The sequence below is a fragment of the Paenibacillus sp. FSL H7-0357 genome (assembly GCF_000758525.1).
In the GTDB taxonomy this organism is placed as follows: Bacteria; Bacillota; Bacilli; order Paenibacillales; family Paenibacillaceae; genus Paenibacillus_AQ.
Window position 1 is genome coordinate 2,578,915 of sequence record NZ_CP009241.1, and the last position, 24,686, is coordinate 2,603,600.

At 43.0% G+C, this 24,686-nt stretch carries 26 protein-coding genes; all 26 read left to right on the forward strand.

What is annotated here, in order from left to right; translation table 11 throughout:
- Window position 1 precedes the first annotated feature (1 nt).
- The 26 genes from H70357_RS11080 (at window position 2) to H70357_RS11205 (ending at window position 24,674) form a co-directional block, all read left to right on the forward strand.
- Window positions 2–2,653 carry an Hsp70 family protein gene (locus H70357_RS11080; protein ID WP_038589071.1) on the forward strand — a complete coding sequence of 884 codons (2,652 nt, stop codon included), beginning with the start codon at window positions 2–4 and terminating at the stop codon, window positions 2,651–2,653.
- Between the two features lie 30 nt (window positions 2,654–2,683).
- Window positions 2,684–3,460, forward strand: a complete 777-nt coding sequence (locus H70357_RS11085; protein WP_038589074.1) for a hypothetical protein — start codon at window positions 2,684–2,686, stop codon at window positions 3,458–3,460.
- A 42-nt stretch (window positions 3,461–3,502) separates the two neighbouring features.
- On the forward strand, window positions 3,503–4,138 hold the full coding sequence (locus H70357_RS11090) for a hypothetical protein (RefSeq protein WP_038589076.1): 636 nt from the start codon (window positions 3,503–3,505) through the stop codon (window positions 4,136–4,138).
- The gene (locus tag H70357_RS11095; RefSeq protein ID WP_038589078.1) at window positions 4,131–5,555 is read left to right on the forward strand and encodes a contractile injection system protein, VgrG/Pvc8 family; all 1,425 of its coding nucleotides are present in this window, start codon (window positions 4,131–4,133) and stop codon (window positions 5,553–5,555) included. Before H70357_RS11090 ends, H70357_RS11095 begins: the two co-directional genes overlap by 8 nt.
- Window positions 5,556–5,650: 95 nt before the next feature.
- Complete coding sequence (locus tag H70357_RS11100) at window positions 5,651–6,889, forward strand: pentapeptide repeat-containing protein (protein ID WP_052091974.1); 1,239 nt, start codon at window positions 5,651–5,653, stop codon at window positions 6,887–6,889.
- Window positions 6,886–7,446 (forward strand): hypothetical protein, encoded by a 561-nt coding sequence (locus H70357_RS11105; protein ID WP_038589080.1) that lies wholly within the window; start codon window positions 6,886–6,888, stop codon window positions 7,444–7,446. Before H70357_RS11100 ends, H70357_RS11105 begins: the two co-directional genes overlap by 4 nt.
- Window positions 7,447–7,515: 69 nt before the next feature.
- Window positions 7,516–8,001, forward strand: coding sequence for a DUF4280 domain-containing protein (locus tag H70357_RS11110; protein WP_052091975.1), 486 nt, complete (start codon window positions 7,516–7,518; stop codon window positions 7,999–8,001).
- Window positions 8,002–8,023: 22 nt separating this feature from the next.
- Window positions 8,024–10,840, forward strand: coding sequence for an AHH domain-containing protein (locus tag H70357_RS34285; protein ID WP_052091976.1), 2,817 nt, complete (start codon window positions 8,024–8,026; stop codon window positions 10,838–10,840).
- On the forward strand, window positions 10,837–11,343 hold the full coding sequence (locus H70357_RS11120) for a hypothetical protein (protein ID WP_038589083.1): 507 nt from the start codon (window positions 10,837–10,839) through the stop codon (window positions 11,341–11,343). Before H70357_RS34285 ends, H70357_RS11120 begins: the two co-directional genes overlap by 4 nt.
- Before the next feature lie 216 nt (window positions 11,344–11,559).
- Window positions 11,560–11,802, forward strand: coding sequence for a deaminase domain-containing protein (locus H70357_RS35185; protein ID WP_231578409.1), 243 nt, complete (start codon window positions 11,560–11,562; stop codon window positions 11,800–11,802).
- A 21-nt stretch (window positions 11,803–11,823) separates the two neighbouring features.
- Complete coding sequence (locus H70357_RS11125; protein ID WP_038589086.1) at window positions 11,824–12,267, forward strand: SMI1/KNR4 family protein; 444 nt, start codon at window positions 11,824–11,826, stop codon at window positions 12,265–12,267.
- An 837-nt stretch (window positions 12,268–13,104) separates the two neighbouring features.
- A complete protein-coding gene (locus tag H70357_RS11130; protein ID WP_038589088.1) occupies window positions 13,105–13,389 on the forward strand; it encodes a hypothetical protein in 285 nt (94 codons plus the stop codon).
- A 421-nt stretch (window positions 13,390–13,810) separates the two neighbouring features.
- Window positions 13,811–14,404 (forward strand): hypothetical protein, encoded by a 594-nt coding sequence (locus H70357_RS11135; RefSeq protein WP_197073682.1) that lies wholly within the window; start codon window positions 13,811–13,813, stop codon window positions 14,402–14,404.
- 317 nt (window positions 14,405–14,721) lie between these two features.
- On the forward strand, window positions 14,722–17,076 hold the full coding sequence (locus H70357_RS11140; RefSeq protein WP_038589091.1) for a M13-type metalloendopeptidase: 2,355 nt from the start codon (window positions 14,722–14,724) through the stop codon (window positions 17,074–17,076).
- Window positions 17,077–17,743: 667 nt separating this feature from the next.
- Window positions 17,744–18,538 carry an Imm47 family immunity protein gene (gene imm47 / locus H70357_RS11150; RefSeq protein ID WP_038599259.1) on the forward strand — a complete coding sequence of 265 codons (795 nt, stop codon included), beginning with the start codon at window positions 17,744–17,746 and terminating at the stop codon, window positions 18,536–18,538.
- Between the two features lie 277 nt (window positions 18,539–18,815).
- Window positions 18,816–19,232, forward strand: a complete 417-nt coding sequence (locus tag H70357_RS11155; RefSeq protein WP_038589095.1) for a hypothetical protein — start codon at window positions 18,816–18,818, stop codon at window positions 19,230–19,232.
- Window positions 19,233–19,242: 10 nt separating this feature from the next.
- A complete protein-coding gene (locus tag H70357_RS11160) occupies window positions 19,243–19,665 on the forward strand; it encodes a hypothetical protein (RefSeq protein ID WP_038589098.1) in 423 nt (140 codons plus the stop codon).
- A gap of 77 nt (window positions 19,666–19,742) precedes the next feature.
- Window positions 19,743–20,372 (forward strand): hypothetical protein, encoded by a 630-nt coding sequence (locus H70357_RS11165; RefSeq protein WP_038589100.1) that lies wholly within the window; start codon window positions 19,743–19,745, stop codon window positions 20,370–20,372.
- Between the two features lie 32 nt (window positions 20,373–20,404).
- The gene (locus tag H70357_RS11170) at window positions 20,405–20,869 is read left to right on the forward strand and encodes an SMI1/KNR4 family protein (protein WP_038589102.1); all 465 of its coding nucleotides are present in this window, start codon (window positions 20,405–20,407) and stop codon (window positions 20,867–20,869) included.
- A gap of 108 nt (window positions 20,870–20,977) precedes the next feature.
- Entirely contained in the window at window positions 20,978–21,481 is a 504-nt protein-coding gene (locus H70357_RS11175; RefSeq protein WP_038589104.1) for a hypothetical protein, read from the forward strand.
- 59 nt (window positions 21,482–21,540) lie between these two features.
- Window positions 21,541–22,116 carry a hypothetical protein gene (locus tag H70357_RS35190; RefSeq protein ID WP_081965774.1) on the forward strand — a complete coding sequence of 192 codons (576 nt, stop codon included), beginning with the start codon at window positions 21,541–21,543 and terminating at the stop codon, window positions 22,114–22,116.
- Window positions 22,117–22,238: 122 nt separating this feature from the next.
- Window positions 22,239–22,748, forward strand: a complete 510-nt coding sequence (locus H70357_RS11185) for a hypothetical protein (RefSeq protein WP_038589107.1) — start codon at window positions 22,239–22,241, stop codon at window positions 22,746–22,748.
- A 17-nt stretch (window positions 22,749–22,765) separates the two neighbouring features.
- Complete coding sequence (locus H70357_RS11190; protein ID WP_038589109.1) at window positions 22,766–23,233, forward strand: DUF6985 domain-containing protein; 468 nt, start codon at window positions 22,766–22,768, stop codon at window positions 23,231–23,233.
- Window positions 23,230–23,673, forward strand: a complete 444-nt coding sequence (locus tag H70357_RS11195; protein WP_038589112.1) for an SUKH-3 domain-containing protein — start codon at window positions 23,230–23,232, stop codon at window positions 23,671–23,673. The genes H70357_RS11190 and H70357_RS11195 overlap by 4 nt, the downstream gene beginning before the upstream one ends.
- 43 nt (window positions 23,674–23,716) lie before the next feature.
- The gene (locus H70357_RS11200; RefSeq protein WP_038589114.1) at window positions 23,717–24,205 is read left to right on the forward strand and encodes a hypothetical protein; all 489 of its coding nucleotides are present in this window, start codon (window positions 23,717–23,719) and stop codon (window positions 24,203–24,205) included.
- A gap of 25 nt (window positions 24,206–24,230) precedes the next feature.
- Window positions 24,231–24,674 (forward strand): SUKH-3 domain-containing protein, encoded by a 444-nt coding sequence (locus H70357_RS11205; protein WP_038589116.1) that lies wholly within the window; start codon window positions 24,231–24,233, stop codon window positions 24,672–24,674.
- Window positions 24,675–24,686: the final 12 nt, after the last annotated feature.

Below are 24,686 nucleotides of genomic sequence, written 5' to 3' on the forward strand. Positions count from 1 at the left end.
CATGAACGGTTATACATACAGGTTGCATCCTGACGCTGCGAGCCGTGAACGCATTCGGGGAACCACCCGATATACGCGGGCAGAGCTTATGGACATGACGACCTTTCAGCTTCGCAACATTTGTTACAAAGAACGGATGGTAGAAGGGCTGGGTCCGCAGACGGACCGCGAAGAGTTGATCCGGATTATCCTGAAATTTCTGGGAGCGGATGATGTACTGTGTATCGGCCGTGTGCATAAGGGCGGGTTCGAACGGATTCAGCAGGCGATCAACCGCCATATGACCTCGCCGCTAAGCAGTGATGGCGGGATTAGTGTTCCAGCACGTCTGATTCTGTACGAAGGGCTTAAGGTGGACAGGCTGGACCGCTACATCGTTACTGCAGCGGGAGGGCTTACGGACTCCAATGTGCTGCTGGTGAACGAAAGTATGGAGCTGTGCGGGATTTTCAATCTGGAGCAGGATGAAGCCGTGCCGGGCACCTTCTACTTAACCGCCGACAGTGGAGCGAGATGGGAGAGAAGCAGGAACCGCCAGTACAGTCTATTGTTTTTCCGCAAGCGTGACTCGGAGTATTTGTACAAGATTTATTATTCGGACAAACCTCTGCCGCCTGTTAACATTCAATATACCAAAATTCCGCTAGCCCATCTCGACATCCGTGAGCTGGAACAGACGCAAGCCGTGCTTGCCATCGATTTTGGCACCTCCAATACGACGGCGGGTGCTTATTTGCATAGAGGTTATATTCAGGAACCCAGCAGCCAGGACCTGCTGAACGGACGTGTCCGCCTGGAGGAGATTAATTATGTGACCTTTCCGGATACAACGTTTAAGAATACGGACTGGATTGAAGTGCTCCCGACAGCAGTCAGCATCGCAGATTGCTCGGAACCCGGCAATATCCTGTACGAATTCGGATATGAAGCGCTGAAGAGCATGCGCAGGGGGGGCTACAGCAGCCGGGCCAGTGTCTTCCGCGGCATCAAGCGTTGGATCAGCGATTACAGTAAACAGGAGGAAGTAGTAGATGCCCAGGGCAATGCAGCTGTAGTGACGCGTCTGGACATTGTGCGCGCCTACCTTGAACATGTAATTCTAACGGCGGAGCACCAGTTCAAATGCAGGTTCAAACGGCTGCATCTGTCCGCTCCTGTGAAGATGAAGGCCCAGTTCCTTGAGATGTTCAGCGAGATTCTGCCCGAATATGAAATTGAGAGCGAGCATGCCCTCGATGAAGGAATGTCAGTGCTGTACAACACGATTGCCGACGGTATCGAACGCAATGCCTTTATGGAGGGCGTGCCGTATCAAGCTCTGGTAATTGATTGCGGCGGGGGCACAACCGACCTTTCCTCCTGCCGCTTTACTGTGGAAGACGGACAGATTGCTTACAAGCTGGACATCCACACCACCTACGAGAATGGGGATACCAATTTCGGCGGCAATAATATCACTTACAGAATTATGCAGTTCATGAAGATTGTCTTCGCGGATTATTACTCCGGACGGCGGGCCGCAACCGATATTGACAGCCTGATTGCAGCACCGGGGGCAGATGTGTTCCGCCAGGTCGATGAAGCGGGAGTCCAGAGTGTATATGCGGAGCTCGATCGCCGGTATTTGGAGGCGGAGCAGATTATTCCTACAGCCTACGCCCACCGGGAGCATCGTTCACGGGACGAATATTTGCGGGTCCGCGGAAATTTCCATTTTCTCTGGGAGATTGCTGAAGAGATGAAGCAGCAATTCTTCCGCAAGACCGGCATGCTCCGCAACCGATTCCACTCCGCCATCGAGGACGGACAGGACAGCGATTTGCAGATTACCACGATGGAGCGCTGGTTCCTGTCCGTGGTGCGGAACGGCGAACTCCGTGATGAATTTGAATTTCCGGATGTGGTCTTTAACATCAAGGAGATAACCCAGCTCATCAAGGCGGATATTTATGACGTAGTCCGGAAGTTCCTGGAGGAGTTCTACCGGGAGGGAAGGCTTGGCCAGTATTCGATGATTAAGCTGACAGGCCAGTCCTGCCGGATCGATGTTTTCCGGGAAGCGCTGAAGGAGTTCGTGCCGGGGCGCAGTATAGAATTCCGCCAGAAACCGGCGGAAGGCCGTGTTCCTGATCTGAAGCTGGCTTGCCTGCGGGGAGCGATCCGCTATCTCAGTGCCAGAAAGACGGGGGCAATTCAGGCGGAAATCACCCATGAGGCGGCGGTCATTCCTTATACGGTCAGCGCGTATACCCACAACCTCCGGCAGAAGGTATTGATTAACAGTCTGGAGCGGAGTGACGGTCTGCCCGGCAGCATTTCCCGGCCGTTCGAGACGGCCGAGGTCGAGCTGTATGTGAGCGGCAGCGACGGGACCCTGCGGCAGAAATGTGTATACGTCAATCGTAAGGAGAATTACGAGCAGGTGGTGTATGAGGACATCCAGTCCCGCTTTGGTACAAAGATTCCGCAGGACGATACGGATTCCATTATGAACGGAGAGACGAAGTTTTTCGTGTTCGCGGATCATTCGCATTGGGGTTTCCATGTCCTGCCTGTGGCCCGCCGTGATGAGCAATTGCTGCTGGGTCACAAAAGACTGTTCGCCTATGAGAATGAATCATCGGAACTGGACTTTTTTGATGGACTGAAGTAAAAAGGCAAGTCTGGGAAAGGAGCGCCGCAAATGTTCACCTATACTTACCCTGAGTTTCATAAAGGGCGGATTCTAAAGACCCGGATGCTTGAGGATCTGCGCGATTTTCCCCGGCAGTTTTGGGAGCTGTACTACAGGGATTATGCAGATGGAATTGTGTCTGGGGCAGAGGTGGAGGTACACGCCGAACGGTTATCGGTAAGCCCCGGCATACTTCTGCATGAGAGGCGGCTCTATATGATGACGGAGCCGGCGGAAATTGCTTATAAGGCCACAGGTCAAGAAACTGTTCTGAAGCTCCGGTTCACCGAGCTGGAGACAGGTCATGACCTGTCTCTGGGGCGGAGCTTGCTTGCACTGGAAGATGCGTCGTCCGGGACCGGTTCCCATGAGATGGAGCTCGCCCGCTTCAAGCTGAAGGAAGGGGCCAGATTGCGCAAGGATTACCAGAGCTTCGCGGATCTGGCCACCGAATACAATACGCTCCAGGTGCTGCAGGTTCCCTATGCGGCTCCCGGTGCCAGCACCCTTCCTCCGGCTGTGCTTCAGGACTATGCTCAGCGCCTTATGCGTACCGGTACGCCGGATCCGCATGATGTGATGTTCGGCATGCTGTGTATGAATGAAGGTGTCATCGCCCGGAGCGTTATCCTGCATTATATTGCGAGCCGGCTGGGACAGGAATACCGGGATTATCCGAGCCTGCAGATTCACCGCTATCTGGACCGGATTCTCACAAATGCGCGCGGAGGACAGGGACATAAGGGGCAAGCCCACGGGGGTATGCAGCGGATGCTGGTGGAGTAGAACGGCTGCGCATCAATCGACTATTGGAAGGATGGGGTGAAGATGGAGCATTGGGATGAGAAGATTGTGTCCATGCTTAACGGCAATACAGGCGGACAGCCTGCGGATAATTACGGAGTGATTCCGGAAGAGGCAGGACCGGATTTAACCGCACCGGTGGTGCAGATTGGAGACGAGCCGCACACCTTTGTGGAAACGGAGCTGCTGGACGGTGCGATGCGCATGCTGATCCCGCAGACCTTTAAGCTCATGAGTAAGGAGATGGCAAAGCGGAAATATCCTTCTGAGCATCGACCCAGTGTTATATATACGACTTCCAATGCCAGAATTAACATTGCTATCAATCACACCATGAACCCGCTGCCGGAGGACGAGCTGTCCGATTTCAAGAAGGCCATGATCCAGATGCTGCGCCGGACGCAGAAGCTGACGAAATGGTATGGAGACCATGAGTTCAGCATTAACGGCAAGCCGGTCGCCACTTGTGAATTTTTGACCCCGGCGGTTAATGCCAATCTGTATAATCTGATTCTGTTCGCTTCATTTGAGGATCGGGCACTGATGTGTACCTTTAACTGTACAGACGAGGAGCTTGATGACTGGAAGCCGGTCGCACTGGCCATGATGAAATCCATTCAGTTCATTCCACAGAAGGAAGGAGACGAGTCTCATGAGTGAACCAGCCTTATCTTACGATAATCTGCGGGTTAGCCCGTTTGAACTGGTCAGTCTGCAGGAGTTAACCATTACGAAACAAATGAATGAGCACACCTATGTGAAATTCACCGGTATTGTGGATGAAGAGAAGAAGGACAGCTATGTCCGGTTGAGCTCATCGAATACAGTGGTGGAGATCACCCAGGTGAATGAAGAAGGCGGCAAATGGGTGCTGTTCAGTGGACTTATTCTGAATTTGAGTGTGTCGGTGAACCGCGGTGTCCATATCCTTGAAGTAGAGGGGGTCTCCCATACCCATGAGCTGGACATTCGCAAGAAAAGCCGCTCCTTCCAGAACCACAGCATGACTTACCCGCAGCTTCTGGATCAGATCGCGGAGGGTTATTCCAATATTGATATTATGGACGCGGCAACAGATGGAGCGGCTATCGGCAAGTTCACGCTTCAGTATGAAGAGACAGACTGGCAGTTTCTGAAGCGGATCGCTTCACGTCTGCGTACCGGTCTGATGCCTGCATCGGTCTTTGATACGCCGAAGTTCTATTTTGGCGTGTTCGATACCTCCTCGAAAGGTAAGCTGCAGGATTTTAACTACCGGGTTCGCAAAAGAATGGACAAATTCCGTTACACTACGCAGAATACGTCAGCCAAGGTAGGCGAGGATGATTTCATATATTATGAGGTCGAGACGGGCCGGGTACTGGATCTGGGCAATGCGATCGAATTCAAAGGCAAGCTGCTGTATGTATACGAAGCTTACACTGAAATGAAGAAGGGCCTGCTTCGTCACCGCTATATTTTAAGCTCGCGTCATGGACTTCGCCAGAACACTTTTTATAATGACAAAATTATCGGAGTTTCGCTGCAAGGCCAGGTAATCGGGATCAACAAGGACAAGCTCAAAATTCATCTCTACATCGATTCGGAGCAGCAGACAGGAGAGGCGCATGACTTTCCGTATTCATCTGTGTACACGGCAGAAGGCAACAGCGGCTGGTACGTCATGCCGGAGAAGGGCGATCATGTTCGGGTGTATTTTCCGGGGAACAAGGAGGAAGAAGGGGTAGCAACCAGCTCGGTGCGGCAGAATGCCGAAGAAGGCGAGAGCAACAAGCTGAGCAACCCTGACCACAAGTTCTTCCGCACACCGGCCGGCAAGGAGCTGAAGATGACGCCGGATGAGGTAATTGTGACCGGCAAGGACGGAGAGATCTACATCCGGCTTAGTGAGGGCGGCGGGATCGAGATTATCAGCAGCAAGCTGATCAAGCTCAATGCTAAGGAAGATATCATGATGAGCGCGGATAAAAGCATTGTCATTTCCGCCAAGGATCAGCTCAGCCTGATTTGTAAGGACAGCAGCCTGAAGATGGACGGCACGACTGCTTTAAGCGGAACTGAAGTACGTACGAACTAAGCAAATATGTGCGGATAACATCCTATAAACAACGGTTTAGTTCCACTATGAAGGAAAGCCGAAACTGGAGCAAGCGATAACAGGAGGGGAAGCTGTTGGCTCAGACTGCCGTGATGGAGATGTTTATGGAAGAAATTGTGGGGCCGGTCCGTAACCGGGTGCTGCTGCATTGGGAGCAGCTGTATCAGGCCAACCGCAAGCCGCTACAGGAGGCGTTCATCCGCCACTTTGACAAGCTGTGCCGGGAGGTGGCGGAGCTGCAGAGCATAGGAGAGAAAGGAGCCATCGGGCATTTCACCTATTCGATGCTTCGGACCCGGCTGCAGGAAGGACACGGAGTCTATCTGGTGGAGGCTTCGGATGAGACGTGGCTGTTTGATCCCGCTTCTGTGGCGGGTGAGTATGATGCTTCTTGGGCATTCGGCTATCTGGATGAGCTCCTGCTGCTGCTGGAGGAGGAAAGACAACGCCCGGGTTCCCCGTATACCGGAGGTATCAGCCGTCCCGACCTGGAGAAGCTGCTGTTGCGTGAATCGCAGCATGGGCATCAATATGTCATTGCACTGCTCCGCTCGGCGATGCCGGAGGCGATGCTTACCGAGGGATTCCGTGAGCTGGAGCAATGCGGAATTGTTGAAGTGCGTGTGGGCGAGTATCTCGATATCAGCGAGTCTGTCTACCGCAAGGATAGCGACCCTACGGATGAGACCGAGATTCGGAAATGGCTGGCTGAGCGGATCGAAGGTGCTTACGGATACGGCGCGCTGGAGCGGCTGGATCTGGCAGGCGGAGATTACAGTGAAATGGATTTTCGTTATTCTGCCTTTCGCGAGAGCGCTTTTGGCGGTAGCAGCTTCGCAGAGAGCAATCTGGTGGGTACAGTCTGGGAAGGCTGCGATTTGACGGATACGGAATGGAATCAGGGGTGGCTGCACGGTGCAAGCTTCGAGAATTGTCGTCTGGTGGGGGCATTATTTCATCGGGTGGAGGCGGATTGCGGGCTTCCTGATCCAGGGAATTGGGAGATTCCGGGCTTCCAAGAAGTATCCTTTGCCGGAGCAGACTTAAGCGAGGCTGAATTTGTTCTGGCCAAGCTGCGGGGTGCAAGATTCACGGGGGCGAAGCTGACCGGAGCGATCCTTGGATGGTGCGATCTGACCGATGCGGATTTCCGGGGAGCTGATCTGCGTGGAACGAACTTCTCAGGCTCCTGCTTAATGGGAGTGCAGATGGACACGGGCGCGTGCAGCTTGCTCAGCGAACGTCCGGAAATGCCGGAACTTCCGTTCACTGAAGAAGCCATTACGGATTGGCTGAAGGAGGAACATCAATGAGAAACGACTGGTTCCAGCTCTCACAGGACATGCGTGTGCGGGGGGCACTTGAACCGCGTGGTGTAAAAGAAGCCATCCGTCCGGAATGGCTGAAGGGGGAGGATTTACGGGAACTGGAGCGGGCTAATTTGCATTTTGCGCTGCAGCCCAGTCACCAGCCGGTGGCTGTGGACCTCATTGAGCGGCCCTATCCGCTGTGGTCTGATCCTCTGAAGCAGCTGCTTCAGACCTTTGCCCCGCGCCTGATCTTCCGTCTGGCCGGACTAATGGACGCCGAACGAGAGCAGCTGTACCCCTATTGGTTCCTGGTTCCACCGCAGCTTGCCTGTCTGAACGAAGACAGCCAGTTCGACAGCAGCGGCCGCCTTACCCGGCTGAAGGTAGATGCGGACTGCTTGCAGACCTGCATCTGGCCGATTGTCCAGGCCGTGGATAATCGGCTGCACGAGAATGTGTTCCTGATCAACCTCGCCCTCGCGGAAGCCATTTTGCGCAGGGACTTTACTGGGTTATGTATGCAGCGGGTAGAGATGACAACAGCGGAGCCGATGGTGTGAGGCAAATGGAAATCGTTTATTGTAGGCACTTCAACTAACATAGGCAGTTGAATTTAGGAGGGAAGCTCTATGGCAGAAATCAAAGGAATAACGAGACCGGATGTTGTGGAACAGGACGGAGGAGGGGCAGAGCCGAGCTACGTGGTTGCCGGGGCAATCTTAAGCTGTACATGCGGAACTCAGCTGAATCGTTTGAAAATCCCTTATAGCCACGGCGTACACCTGAAAGAAAAAGCACAGCTGAATGTGGAGGACAAGAACCCGATGATCCACATTATGCCATTCGGGAATTGTACCAGCTTATTGAACCCGGCTGTCCAGATCGGGAAACTTGATATTGAAGGGCGGAAGAAGGCGCCGTGTGTTCCGGGGATTTCGACTTCGTGGATGGACGGAAAAACAGATGTGCTTGTGGAGGGACATCCTGCGTTGCTCAGCACATGTGTGAACCAGTGTGTTTATGGGGGACGAATTGTGATCGAGGATGACGGTCAGGAGCTTGGGGGATCGAGCCTGGAGGGGACGACGAGCGGGTTCGGCGGGGCCATCCGGTAATGTAAAGGAGAGGAGTGAGACAATGGGCATTGTGGAAGCCGCAACAGGCACATGGAACCTCAAGTGCCATTCGCCCTATCCCGTGCACAGCATCCAGAACATACATATGGAGCGGAAGGCAGGCGGACATGCACGCTTGTTCCTGACCGCTGTTCTTCCCGAAGAACAACAGGACCGGGAAATCGATATGACCGCAAACGGAGAGAATATCTCCCTGATCGAGACTGGTGAACGAGGCCAAGAAATACGTAAGCTGTTTCAGGGGATCATCCAGGAGGTTGGCGTCCGGGATGTTCAGGGGGTATATATCCTGGAACTGGAGGCCGTTTCCTATTCGTATCTGCTGGACATCGAGCCGCGAATTCGTTCGTTTCAGCATAGTGAGATGGAATGTGAGGACGTGATCCGCCAGGTCTTATCAGCCTACCCAAAGTCTGACCTCATCGACTACGTAAGCAGCGGCACGAAGCTGGGAGGGCTGACGGTACAATACCGCGAGACGGATTGGCAGTTCCTGCGGCGAATCGCTTCCCGGTTCGGAGCGGTGGTGATCCCGGAGGTGACGGCGGATGCGCCGAAGCTGTATTTTGGTGTCCCGGATGGCGGATATCATGAGCTTAAGGATCAGAATTATACAGTAACAAGAGATCTGCACGCGCTGAAGATGTCCTGGTCGGTGGGAGCCGCAGACGTAAGAGAAGCAGATTTTACCTCTTACCGGGTAGAGACGCGGCGCTGGTTCGGACTCGGAGATACCGTACAATTTCAAGGACAGGAGCTGCGGGTAGCAGCGGCAGAGAGCAGGCTTATGCAGGGCATGCTCATACATACGTATACCCTCAGTCCCCACAGCGGGATCCGGGAGAATGAAATCCGCAACGATGAACTGGCAGGAGCCTCGCTGGAAGGCAAGATATTGGCGGTCACGAAGGATACCGTAAAAGTGCATCTGGACGTGGATGCGACCCAAGCGGAACACGAAGCGAGCTGGATGCCGTACTCAGCGGTCTACGCGAGTGACGGTGGAGGGTTCTACTGCATGCCGCAAGCGGGAGATTCGGTGCAGGTGTATTTCGGAAGCGGGCGTGAACAAGATGCGTTCGCGATGGGATCGGTGAGACGGGGCAGCAGTCCGTCACCGAAGACCGCGGATCCGGCGACCAAGAGCTGGGGAACGAACTTCGGGAAAGAGATGCGGATGACTGATGCGGAGATGTCGCTGATCGCGACCGAAGGTAGCCTGTTCATCACGCTGGACGACGGAGGCATCTCGATCACGAGTAACAGCGGCATCCAGATAAAGACTGTGCAGGATTTGGTACTGGACAGCGAGAAGAGTATAGAGATCGAAGCGAAGGAAATTCTGTTCCTGCAAAGCGGGGACAGCAGTCTGGTGCTGGACGGAATGTCGGACCTGCGGGGAAGCAGCCTGACGATGAATGGCATCATAAAGCTGCCCGTGCAGGTCGAAGACCTGGAGCCGCAATACGAAGCCCCGTTCGTGAGCGAAGTGGCAGTGCCGGAAGAGCCCGCTCCTGAAGAGCAACCGAAGAAGAAGAAAAAAGGCTTCTGGAGTAAGGTGCTGGATGTAAGCCAGACGGTGCTGGATGTGGCGGGCCTGATCCCGGGTGTTGGGGAAATCGCGGATTTGGCGAATGCGGGGATCTATGCGCTGCGCGGGGATTATACGAGTGCCCTCCTTTCGGTAGGTGCTTCAGTTCCCTTTGCAGGCTGGGGAGCGACCGGAGCGAAGCTACTCATGAAGAGCGAGAAATTCATGAAGGTTGCGAACGTGGTGGGGAAGGCGACCAAAGCCGTAAACAAAGTGGCGGACAAAGGAGCCGATGTCGCAAGGGCGATCGGAAAAATAGCGGATAATGCGGGGGAGGCGCTGAATGCCGGTCTAGGGAAAGTGCTGACTAAAGCGAAGAAGCTGGCAAGCAATGTAAGTACGTTCGATCTGGCCGGGAAGCTGAAGAGCGGCATGAATACCATCCTGACGAATTCGGCCAAGCTGAAAAAAGCGTTGCACAAGAACGTGTCCGCGCTGGATGAAATGTGGACGGGATGGAAGCAGCAGGTCAAACATGAAGTTAAGAAAACCGCAGATCAAGTAATGGATCAGGTATCCGATACGATGACCCGGCTGAAAAACCGTCTGTCCGGTCCACAAAAAGCACTGGATGGTCCCTCTAATGTTTCATTCAGCAAACCGGATAATCCTCTACCACAAAATAGCCAGCAGAAGAAGTTCTGGAGTGAGATGGAGGCAGGCAAAGATGATTTAGCGAAGAAAATGCCTGGGGGGACGGGTGATAGTAGAAGAATACCGGGTACGCCAGGGTATACTACAAAAGGAGACCCGACCGAATTAGGCCAGAACATGTTGGAATCTATGGGTTTACCACGTTCAACTTCGTGGTCTGGATATCAGGCACAGCATATTATACCTTCTCAAGTAAACAACCATCCGGTTATTAAGAAAGTCGGAATGGATATGAACCATGCTTCTAATGGAATATTCCTTCCAGAACCAAGTGAGTTTATTAGTGGCTTATCTAGACATAAGGGTTATCATAAGGTATATAATGATGTCGTAAGAAATCAGCTAGATAAGATGGACGTAAATCAAAGTGTTGAGATTCTTGAGAAACAAGTATTTAATTTACAGCAAAAACTAAAGAAAGCTGTAGAAAAAGGGTTGCCGCTTTATAAATCTAAAGTAAAGGCAATGGGGCTAAGCAAATTTTATAGATCTGGTGAAAATAAAAGGTTGCCAATTTGGAATAGAGGCGGCGGAGCAACCGAAGAACTATGGGAAAGGTGGTTAAATAGATGAAGTATGGGGAGTATTCATCATTAGTTGAGGAAGTTATTAACTATATTCAAACACATCGATTATTCCAAACAAGTAAAGAATTCGATAGTAATATTACAATTATTGATGACTTCGAAAAAGCACAAGAAACAGCTTGGACCCAGGACTTGGATATTGTAGATACACTGTGGGAGTATGTTAAATCCTCAGAGGACAGTGAAATTATAGGTGAAGTATATGAAAAAAACTTGCGACCACTTGACCGTGAATTGAAGGGTTTATTTGATTCAAGTGAAAACTACTCTGAAAATTTCTTTCCTAGTGGTTATTTAGATATTTTCGAGGAGGTACAAGGCGACCTCTATATGTGCGCAATTAATCGTCTTGTAAACGGAAAAAACGATAATTTTTATGAAAAAATGTTCCGCATATATCAATCAGGTGGATGGCCATGTGGGTGGGAAGGTAAGTATCCCGATGGCAAAATTATTGCCTTTGTTCCATTGAGTGATTCTGAGGGATAATCATGGGGGCTACCCAGTGCAGATAAAAGCCATCATTAAACCAATATCACGTATAATTCATGTAATAACCGTATAAAGGTTTCTCTCTCTAATTCGATTATACGCAGATAAACGCTTGATCTTATAACCTAAATAACGCTATTCCGCTACATTGAACAGGTTGATTATGGTCAGATACCTCCATGATAAACCTGTTTTTTTGTTATCTTCGTTTTCTTGCGGATTATTCAAAACAAACATATATATAGTGGTTCTGATAAAAATGGTAGGATAAATGATACAGAGCAGAAAAGTATTGAACATCTAAGAGAAAAGTATAAAGATACTCCAAATGTTAGAGGTGATATTGAAAATATCTCTTACAAAACAATTTGTCGAAGTTGTAATGATATTATTGATCAATTTCAAAAAGATTTTCCGAATATTAGAATTACGCGAGTGCAAACACTAGATGAATAAAATATAATGGAGGAATTTAATATGGTTTATTTCAAAGAGAGTCGTATAAATAAATTCTTGACGTCCTTAGAGAAAGGTTCTTATCCTATGAAACCTTGTACTAAGGAGGATTTATCCAAATTAATAAATTTGTCACCAACTAAGACACTGCCTCAAACTTATTTGGATTTTATGAATAAAGCTGGAAATGGTATTGAATTTATAGCTGGTTCAGATTTTACCATGAAGTATATTTCTGATTTAAAAGAAGGGGCAATTGAACTTTTAGAGGGAAATAAATTTAAAAAAAAGCTCACTGATATTCAGTTTGTATTTATGATGCATCAAGGATACATGTTTTGGTTTTTTAATTTAGATGATAAAGACGATCCGGCAGTATATTGTTATGATGAAAGTTTAGAGTTAGATGAATTTAATAAAATCAGCGATACTCTTTCAGATTTTTTTATATCTCTATACGACTGATGGTTAAATTTAATAATAGTCATAAGTTGAATGGGTTTACCGAGATTAAGTGATGCTATAGGATTGGGTAGAACTCGTTTACACGCTCCCATATTGCCCGTTTTGATAAATAGCTCTCAGTGCGAATGAGTCGGCGGCTGATTCCAATTAGACATAACTCATGTAATACCCGTATAAAGATTTCACTATTTCGGTTGTACGCACATCAAATGCTTTAATCTATAATCTATGTATGTAATAGCAATATATAATCAGGCCAATTATGGTTAGATACCACCATGATTTACCTGTTTTTTGTTATCTGTGCTTTCTTGCGTTTTTTTCAGAATCTTTCGCAACTGTAGAACACTCTGCCACGATAGGGAGGATAAAAAGGTAATGCATCTTCTAAGATGGCCACGACCATTACTAGTAGGGGTGCTAAATCAAATAATTTGGATTTTAGTCCGCAACAGAACGGACATTATAGCAATTATTACGACAAAGAATCCTATATGGTGATGACCGGTTTACTTAAAAAGTAGGTCATGTGGTAAGAATAGCCACCGACTCCCTCATTTCTATGATACAAGCAGCAAATCCGTCAAAAGTTTCTCCCGTAGGGGAACGCATGACTAACGTTCAGCTTTCAATAGACAAAGTTGCTATTGAATATCATGGAGTGACAGTGAACTTCTTCAATCAACTCGTCCTGTCCTTTCGGGACTGGTTCAATGTAAAGCCCTTTATTCGTCATAAAGGGTATGTTTAACTTATTTATCACGTTCCTGTATCAAACCTATGGGAGCATTATAAAGCCTCCAGTAAATCAATTTATAAAGAGACGGTGATTGATTAATGCAAGAAGGAAAAGTGAATTATGGTTCAGAAGTGTGCATGAAATTTTCTAATGAAGAACTTTGGGAATACCTTATAACTAAATTTGAAAAAAATCCAGATGTAACTATTAAAATATTGTCTGATGATGATAGAGAGGTTGAAATAACCTCAAGGACACCAATTCAATTTATATGTTTTGATGGAGAGAAACAAGATTATATGAGGGGAATTTACGCAATTTCACACATGTTGAGATATTATCTTTATTTGCTGAAGTTGTTTCGTGCTTTATTGGTGCAATAGAAGTCGAAATCATTGAGAAAGAGGTTCCTTACGATAAAGAAAATAAGCAATACAAGTATTATAAACCGCATATTTATGAAATTAATGTAAAAAACAAAAAATCCGACAAAACGATCAAATCATTTGAAAATATAATCATAAATTATTAACTATTTCATCAATTAGAAAACGATAATGATTTTGTGTAAACCAAATAACAGCCCCAAAAGCAAGTTGTACGATAAAATCAACAATACAACAATGCGCACCATACCGTGTGTTACACCCGATCCAAAATCGAGACAAATCAAATAAGTTACCTTCGGACATTGATAAATCAAGCAAGAAAACACCACCAACTAAACCGAGAAGGAGAAAAAAATGAAACCTGTGATATTGAATAGTCAATTAAATAAAAATAATTTATGGAGCGGTTGTATACTTGCATCGGTCTCACTATCCTGGATTATCATACGAACATTCATGGGATGATAATAACTATAATGTTGTCGATGGTTCGGGAGGAAGAGGAACTATTACTTTCAAAGTTAATTACTTTGTTGGGGCACTTCGAAATGAAAACTATACTCGAACCGATATCCTTACAGCTTTAGATTTTTTTATGGGTGCACCAAAGGATATCCTTGAGTTGGCTAAGAATGAAACTTTAGAATATCTTCTTGAAGAAGATGAAGATGGTACGTCTTCACCATCTATCACTACTGCATTTTGGGGTGATAATGATACCATTACTTCAGTTGATAATATCGTAAGAATAGTGCAATGTGGTGGATATTTATTAGAGAGGCAGTTTATGGAGAAAGACGCTGCAATTGAATCTTGGCGAGATTATTATGAGATGACTTCTGAACAAGTAGAGTTGTTAAAGTCCATATATGCAAGGAAAGTAAATAATCCTCAGGAGAACATCACTTTGACAAAAAATGAGATCAAAATAATTGGAGCAGAAAATACTGAAGGATTGAGTGAAAGTATAACTTCATTTGAGGAGATCGGGATATATTGGGAGAGGTGAACTGTTACTACAGCTACCCAGTGACGAATGTATCCTTTGTTCAACCATAAACACACTAAACCCATGTTATACCTCTACAATAATTCCTTGATTTTCTTTGTATGTACATATCATCCTTGAAGAAGAATGCAGTGCAAACGATACGTAATCCGAACCGTAATTAAGGGCAAAGCGTAAATGTACTTGTGAGCGTTCTCAATATATGCAAAATGCTGACATATAGCAAAGTGAAACTTCAGAACAAACACCACGTAATAACAAAATGATATATGAAAATAATACCAATTAGATTTTATTTTATCCGAGGAGGGGAAGCTTTGAAGAAATTATTAGCATTTTTGTTGTCTTCATCCTTGATACTTACTTCACTAGCGCCACATGCACTGGCTAAGGATGAGAAAGCAGCAATGACACGAGAAGAGGTTGTTACTTATTTATTAAATGTTGCAGATGATTACAACCCTGGCTTGAAGAAAGAAGACATTTTGAAGGGGGATGCTCAAGGCAAAACCAAAGACGGTGAGTATGTCTCTCGTACCGAAGCATTAATTATGCTAAGTAGAGCATTCTCAGACCTACCGAAGCCGCAAGGAAACGATTTGCGTAGCTTAAATACAGCGTCTTCCTTTAGTGACATCCCGGTGTGGGCACAAGCTGAGATGACTAAAATTGCTGCGACAGGTATCGTTAACGGTTATACGGATGGCAAACTTGGAGCTAAGGATCAAGTTACACTTGAACAATTAACTGCACTAGTTAAAAGAATGGTAGCGTTAAAGGGGACAAACCCTCGTGATGATTATTATGAGTTTGTAAATAAAAAGTGGCTGAATGCATCTACCATTGATGCTGGAGAAATGACCAACGGTGCATTTAACGAATTGGATAAACAAAATCAAGAACGAATTAAAGATATGCTGCAAGAAGTTGTGAAGGACACACATGCTAAAGGATCAGTAGAACAGAAAATTGCAGACTTTTATACGAATGCACAAGATTTGAAGCATCGTAATGCTTTGGGAATTAAGCCAATTGCACCTTATATTGCATCCTTGAATCAAGCTTCTACAATCCAGGAGGTAATGAATGTAGGCTTGAAGATGGAGAAAGAGCTCGGCTTTGGATCTATTTTATCATTTGGTATCATGGCAGATGCTAAAAAAAGTGACATTAATGCATTATATTATGCAGGTGTAGGCTTGATTTTAGACAAGACGAGTTATGTTTCTAACAATGCTCAAGCAAAACAAGTGTATGTCTCGTATTTGAGCAAGTTATACCAACTTGTTGGTGACAGCAAGGAAGTTGCCGAGAAAAAGGCAAACTCATTGTATGAGTTTGAGAAGCAAATAGCAGCAGCAACGATGGACATTCAAGACCAGAATGATGTAAATAAATATTATAATCCATATACGATCCAAGACTTTGATGCGTTGTTCCCTTCACTGGATATGGCTAATTATTTGAAGCAGCTACAGCTTGGTTCCGTGGATAAAATAATTGTAATGGACAAGGGGCAAGCCAATAAGCTTTCACAATTAATGACTGATGAGCATGTGCAAGATTTTAAAAACTATATGCAAGCGATTTGGCTTATTAATACCAGTAGCGTATTAAGTGAAGAGTTGCAACAAGCATCGTTGGATTTCCAAGCTAATCTATTTGGTATTCAAGGTCAAAAAACACAAGATGAAATTGCAATTCAATTAACACAAAGTGTAATGAGTGATTACTTAGGTCAAATGTTTGCAAAACGCCATTTTACAGCTGAAGCGAAGCAAGACGTGGAAAAAATGGTGAAGGAATTTATTGCGGTGTACAAGGAGCGTATTAAGGCGCTCGATTGGATGTCTGAAACCACTAAAGCTAAAGCTATGCTGAAGCTAGATAAAATGACCTACAAGATCGGTTATCCTGATAAATGGGATGACAGATTTAAAGACGTATCCATCGTATCCATTAAAGAGGGTGGAACATTATTTGATAACTTTGTAGCTATTCGCAAAGCATCATGGAAAACAGAAGTAGCAACATTGGGCCAACCTGTGGATAAAAGTAAATGGCAAATGAGTGTTTACAATGTTAACGCCTATTACAACGCACTCAATAATGAAATTGTATTCCCAGCAGGTATTCTTCAAGCACCATTTTATGATATTAATGCGAAGCATGAAACAAATTTAGGTGCAATTGGTATGGTGATTGCCCATGAAATCAGCCATGCATTTGATAATCTCGGCTCTTCCTATGATGAAAATGGAAATGCTGTAAACTGGTGGACACCTGAGGACTATAAGAAGTTCCAAGAAAAAACGGAGCAAGTGATTGCTTATTATAACGGACTGGAAGTCATTCCTGGTGTATATAATAACGGTAGCTTGACTGTGAGCGAAAATATTGCTGATCTTGGTGGTATGGCCGCCTCCTTGCAAGTATTGTCTCAAACGAAAAATGCTGATTACAAAGCTTACTTTGAAGGCTATGCAACGATTTGGCGTACAACAATGAGTAAGGAAGTGGTTGCCTATCTTTCTAGCAATGACACACATTCCGCTAACAAAATTCGTGTGAATCGCACAGTTGCCAGCTTTAAAGAATTTTATGATACCTATGGAATTACAGAAAAAGATACGATGTATGTAGCGCCAGAGCAGCGTGTGAGTATCTGGTAGAGTATTATAAGTTCTAATTTATTTTTGCCTAAAATATAAAGGATTGTTTCCACGACATTTCGGGTGTTAGCCTGACTGCTTGGAAAAGGGGCTACTAAGAATGTTATATTGACCTATTTACAGCCGCAATAACACTCCAAAGCTCTTTCCCACTTGAACCATGAGTAGGAATGAGCTTTTTTACATACCCAAAATCAAAGAAGGATGAAACAAATGGCAAAACGTGTACAGGTTGTGACAGCAGAATTGAAAAAACAGCAACCAGTGCAGAAAGCAGAAAAGAAGGTACGGTCTATAGCACAGGCCCGCGCATTATACGAGCTAATTGTTGGAATTCATGATAACTGTCAGCAAGCCCGGGAGTACGTGAGTAGCAGGGTTACATCGTTCTGGACGGACTGAAGGTTAGTGTAGGCTTATGCAGTATAATCGGGGGGAAATGCTGCTGAAAAAAAGGGGAGAAGTATGTAGTGCCCTAGCTTTAATTGTTTTTTCACCATGAAAATGGTGATGGTAAAAAAATGTCGAAGTATTGACTCGGATGAAAATGGAATCATACACTTTGGTAAATTCTCAGATATACTGAAGTTGCTGTTTTCAAAAAAAATAAAGTGTTAAAATGGCAGATGGATACTGGATGAAGGAAAAAATAAAAGGGTGGTGGAAAATGGCAAACTATACGCACCTTATGAATAGCAGTTGGTACGGTGAAATATCAAATTCCAATATTTCGGATATTAAAGAAAGCATTTTACGTTCAAAGACGGAACGAGGTATTATACTCCAACTCGTGGAGCTTTTCAAGTTAGGAGATTTTACGCAAAAAACACTCTTAATTCACTTGTTAAATCATTCTGAAGATGAAGCAGCATTAAATCTTTGCATTCGGATTTTTTGCTCAATTTGTACGCATGAAGATTTAAGAGACTCGAACAATCTTCTGTTTTTAGAAAATGCTACAGAAGATGTGGTTCATACATTTGCGTCAGCGGCAGTTACAACGCTTTCTCTCGAAGTTGTTCCATACCTATTAGCATTGCTTGAAGATTGGGATGAAATTAATGATACGTCGATCATTATAAGGGATTCGATAGATGCTTTTATTGAATTTGAAGAGCATTTAGGTGATGGTGCAACCGTGGAAGAGATTGGTCAATATTATTTGGAGTACATTAACAGGTGTAACTCGGAAAAGTATTACTATAATCAAGAAATTGCATTTATTGGTAATTTAACAAAAAAATTAATTGAAAGAGTTATGATTGCCGCTAATACCGGACAGCGTCTTGAAATGGAGTTAGTTCCATCCTTACTATCGATTTGGTCTGGGGAGAAAGTGCCAGGCGATTACTACACAGTAATAAATGCAGACAACTATAAAGGTTTTATTAATTATGTCGAAGGACTTTCAAAGAAAAACTGGGAGAAGGGACATAAGTATTTTTACGGACTTAAAGTATAATGTACGGTTATAAGACACCCTCTGTGATAACATGATGTGAAATAACCCGTGATAAAATGAGGGCTGCCCAGTTCCAAATGAACTCATCATTCAACTAACAACACATATAACTTAACAATAGCGTTACGATGATCAGGTCGATTATGGTAAGATACCACCATGATTGACCTGTTTTTTTGTTGTTTCATAGGAATTCGAGCAATTCATGGAAAACAGTGTCCTCTAGATCAAGCGGAAATTATTTGCTACAGATAAATAATCATTGGAGGGACTGCTAATGGAACTAGATGATCAAGTATATAAACAAATTTTACAATTGTGTAAAGAGGGAGATGCTTTAACTGAAAAAGGACAAATTATTAAAGCTATCGAGAGTTATACTGCCGCTCTGGAACTGGTTCCGTTACCGAAGAACAACTGGGAAACAAGTACATGGATTTATACAGCATTAGGCGACGCTTATTTTCATAACAATAGCTACGAAATGGCCAAAAGTAATTTTTATAATGCTTTAAACTGTCCAGATGGGATTTCAAATCCATTTATTTTACTGAGACTAGGAGAGAGTTTGTTCGAGTGTGGGGAGCTTGCTAAAGCTAAGGACTATCTGTTAAGAGCTTACATGTTAGAAGGATACAAAATTTATTTTAGTGAAGATGATAAGTATTTTGAATTGATTAAAGATATGATTTGAGGAGGTTAATATGGCTACTTTGCAATCACCAATCAATGAAAAGTTTGAAAGTCTTGTGAGTGAAAGTAATGAACAATTTAATAATGGAAATCATGAAGATTCTATTTCTTTGTTAGAAGAGGCTTGGAATTTAATACCCGACCCAAAGGGGATATATTGTGAAGAAAGCTATCATTTGGTGAAGGATGTTATTGCTACTTGTTTAATTATTAATGATCTTAAGAAAGCAAAACTGTGGGCAGATAAAATATTTTTAACTGGATTTGATCGCATAGATTCGGGTGATAAGGAATTTATTTCTGGAAAAGTTGCTTTCGAACTAGGTGATTTAGAAACAGCGAAGGAATTTTTCAGCATTGCCAATAGGAAATCAGAAGGTAGATGTTTTGGAAGTCCAAAGAATATTAAATATCTCAAGTTTTTTAAAAGTTAAATCTCAGAGCAAATGAAAACGACCTATTCCGGATAATAGAATTGGATGTCGATTTGAATATTATAGGAGTAAGATAAATGAGAGTATGCCTTAAAGAGGATTTAGCGAAAAAAGAGAATCTATCAATGAATAAAATATATATAGTTTTTTCTGTGGAAACCAGTAAAAATGGTGAGGAATTTTTCAGAGTAGAAAATGATGTCAATCAAATTGTGCCTTATTCAATCTCTTTATTTAAAGTTGTATCCGCTAAAGTGAACTCTGATTGGATATTGTGGAACAAGCCCAATAATAGCTCAGCTCTATTGCCGAAGCAATTTGCTTATCTAAGGTTTTGGGAGGATTATTATAATGATGAATTAGAGGCTTTGAGTATATTTAACTTGGTTAAGGAGCAGCTATTTCAAGAAGAATTAGAAGAGATTGAGGTGCGTGAGATTTTCGAAATAGAGAATGAGGATGAGATTACATTCGTTCTTAATGTTCTCTTTAAGACAAAAGACAATAGATTCATTAATCAAGCGATTCAATATGTAAAAACAAAAGTGGTAAAAAATTATGGAATAGATAATACTACACTACTTGCATTTCAATATCTGAGTTTATTCAATCAAAGTGAAGTGGAAGATTATTTCCTTTATTATTTGACTAACATTGAGTTAGGAAACGACCGATTAACTGCAGTAGTAAAAGAATATTTTAGCTAAAAAGTAAATGACTCTAATGAGGGTGAAACATTTTGAAATATTTAAATGAGTTAGTCTCACAATTTAGAATTGATAAAATTCCTATGAGTCCTTGTACAAACGAAGATTTAATTAATGTGAGAAAAATGATTAGCGATCAAACATTACCAATGGCTTATATTGAATTTCTTGAAACAATGGGAAACGGCACTGATCATACCTTTTTGCGTGGTGAATCATGTTTTATGGATGAATTGTTAGAGTTAAATGAAGGGGGAGCAGAATTGTTAGAAGAAAATAATGTACCACTAAAGCTTACTTCAAACGATTTTGTATTTTGGATGAGTCAAGGTTGTATGTTTTGCTTCTTTAAATTAGATGAAGGTGAAAATCCACCTGTCTACTTTTACTCAGAAGGTAAAAAGAAGGATGGCTTTTATAAGATTACAGATACTTTCACAGAATTCTTGCAACGCAGGTATATTAAAGATAGGTATATATTTCAAAAAAAAGAATAAGAAAAGATCTTGAATAAAGAAATAACCAATACTTATTAAAAGATTTTTGTAAGGGTTGCTAAAGATAATACGTTAATGATGCCTTAGCTAATAAAGTTGGAGGAAAGTATGGTGTATTCAAATAATGACGAAGTTGGTTTAAAAAGAGATTTATACGAACGATCAAAACCTGGGATGATTGATACTTCAGCGGTAAGCCCTAATTGGTTCACTTTTACGGATCGTGAATGGGAAGCATTACAAAAGGATTTCTTTGAAAAGCCTCTTGACGGCTTGTTGGTTGATTTAGTCTCGATATTTAGAAAAGGGAATCCCAATTACATCAATTTAGGTAGCCTGTTCGGCATTGAAAAAAAGAGGATAGATGACATGAAAAAGATTATCTACACTGTTAATCAGGTGAATCGGAAGGAAAACGACATTACTAATGTGACAATGTTTCTTGATTCTGATAGTCATAAAATTACCGAGATTTATTTACATATGCAAGTACTACCTTATATGAATGAACTTAAATGCAGGATCGAGGAGAACTATTCCGATTTACTTGTTAATGTTAGCAATGAGCTTGTAATTATTGATAGAGATTATAAATTAATGCTTAAAGAGTGATTTTGTGAAAATAAGTAATCCATTAATTTATAGGATAATTTTGAAAGGGGGGGATATAGATGTCTAGACCAAAACTTTCTGCATCACAAGCGTTGAAAATTGCACAAGAGTACATCAATGAACGTAACAAGCACATCATGGGGTTTAACAAACACTACATTCCATCGACCATTGACAGTGACATAGATAAATCTGTTCAGTATTATGAAGATTTTTTTGCATTGACGGGCGGCGCTTGGATTGTTGAGTTAGACTTTAGGGATTTTGAAGAGCTTTTGGTTGTTTCTGATGAACAAAAAGTTATTTCTTTTTGGATATTAGGAATCGATAGAAATAAAATACCTGAAATATACACTAAGTTAACCACTGACCAATTGCTCCAAATTGCTCAAAGCTATAATGACGAGTATGATTTAGAGGGAGTAATCTATCCTAATCACGGTGAGTCAATATTTTTTTATGAGAAATTTGAACATGTTGAAGGGTACTCATGGATTATTAATATGAACGTACCCCCTTCACCTTATGGCGGGGGTGATATGGTAAGTCTGGTTTTTTCTGATGAAAAAGCGTGTGTTGAATATATGTTTGATCCGTCAGGCTACCCGATTGCCCCTCATTCAGATGACGATTAAGATATGGCTTATTCCAACTTGAATCATGAGTTAGGAGTGAGCCTTTTTATATGTATCGGAATTTATGGGATCATAAAAAGTCTTAGCGAGTTCAACTAGCACAGAAAATTGGAGGGAGTTTAATGTTTATAAAAAATGACGAAAGCATTAATGCGAAGTTTCTTTATAGAAAGCCTGTAGTTATTGGGGTATTGGACGATAGTGATAATGATTTCAATGATATGAGCTGGATGGTGGATAACTCGTGGGAATTGTTAAAAGTGAAATTTTCAGAAAGTTCTTTTCAGGAGTTAGTTGTAGGGTTGGTGGAAATATTTATAGGTGGACAACCAAACTACTCAACACTAGGTGAAATGTTCGGTAATGATACAAAGGTGGAGGGGGATGTTGAGAAAGTAGTATACAAAATAAGCAATATTGAAAGAAATTCAAATGATATTATAAGAGTGGAGATGTACCTAGACCCTATAAATCGAAATATTAAAGACCTATTTTTATATGTTCAGGAAGGGTTAGATAAGTTAAAACTTAAAGAAATACTTAACGAAAAATATGAGGGCGTATCCATTGAATTAAATAGCGAGTTTATTATTACAGGTAAGGATTACAGAATCATCATCGGCGGCAAATAAAAAGAGGAGATTTTAAAATGAAAATAAACGATCCGATTTTTGGTGAACTTGAGTATAACTATACTTGGGCTAAGGATACTACGATTCATTTTTTTGGAAAAGAAACTGAGATTGCATTGATGATCGATGGTGAAGAAGATGGCAAGTTTGATGAAGATCAGTATACGGCGTATCAATCTTTAATGCAAAACTGGCAGCAATTACAGCAAAGCTTCTTGCAACCCATTTTAGACTATTACCAACAAAAACGATATGAACTGGGTTATGATATTGAATTTAATGAGTATTATCCCTTAGTTGCAACAACCGGCCAACTTCTTGAGATGATTACTTTGGTTGGAATTGTTGTTTCATATGCAGGGATTTATGAAGGCCGAGATATCGGAATACTTTTTGATTGTACATGGGATATAGAGAATGGAGTGGGAATTCGTTTATTGAATGAAAAAGTAACTGTAGTAGGCTATCAGGATGTTGCGATTTGAATAACTTATCATATGATGTGAAAGAAATACTGGTACAAGCAGGCTGGAACCCAAATAATAAGGTTGATTTAAGCGAGACAGTAAAGTTTTTAGAAGCAATGGGGTATCAAGTATTCGATTCAGTGATTGCTGCACTAAGAGTATTTGGTGGAATCGAATATAAATTTAAGCATCCCGATGGAAGTTTGGAAACCTTTATATTTAGTCCTGAAGAAGCTGTTGGGGATTATTATGAAAAAGAAGACTTTGAGGAATTCGAGGCGCGAGTAAAAGAGCCGCTTGTTGTAGTTGGAGAAGCATATCGCGGAAATTTAATAATGTTTATTTCGAAATCCGGGAAGGTATACGGAAAAAATGGATATTCTTTATTCAAGTTCGGAGATAACATTTTCGAAGCCCTAGATACTTTATGTTTATTTAGAAAACCAGAAGAGGTATAACCCGGGAACAGATAGACTTGTGGCAAAGGTGGTTTGATAAGTTATGAAGAACGGAATATACAGCAATTTAGTTGAGGAAGTTATTCAATTCTCTAATTCTATTATGGATTTCCCGAAAATAGCGAGAGCCCAAAATATCGTTATAATTAATCAATATGAAGAGGCGAAAAGGCTAGCCGGTACTGAAGTTTTTGGTGAAGATGAGTATACTTGGTCTGATATAAGACAACTTGAAATGGGAAAAGTCAAGGGGAAGTTATATAAATTAGATTCTACCCAAAAACCTAGGGGTTTGGATGAATTAACTGGATTAATAGCGGATGGTCTTAGAAGTCAAATAACTCACCCCTATCACGATTTTTTTGAAACTGTTGTAGTGGACTTGAGAAACTGTGCAATCAATCGTGCAATAAACGGTGAGGTTGAAAATTTTTATGAACAAGTTTTTAGAATCTATAAGGCTGGTGGTTTTCCATGCGGGTGGGATGGTGATTATCCAGACGAAGGCAGACTTATTGCTTACTTTGCTTAAACAACAAAATGAGTGAGGTTAACATATGACTTTTTCACAAAGAACTATTGATATTTTAAAGGATGCTGGCTGGTATCCTGAAAGGAAAGTAGCGATTAGGCCAACAATAAACTTTTTAGCAGAAAAAGGGTTTGAAGTATTTGATCTTGCCAAGGAGGCATTTGAACAATTCGGTGGATTAGAGTATTCAGTGCCTAGTGACGAATCAGATGGCTTTCAGGTAGGTCCTGAATTTTTAAGGGAAGGCATCGAAAGGAAACACTATAGCAGGTATGAAACAATCATAGGAGAAGAGCTAGTTGTAATCGGATTGGCATATGACGAGAATGCAACTATGTTTATGTCTAAAACAGGGAAAGTATATGGCATTATGGATGATTATTATATTTGGAAATTCGGCGATAATATATATGAAGCTATACATATTTTATGTGAGAGTAAAGAGTTAAAGGTAATTAGTGAAGAATGAGAATAGTGGGTG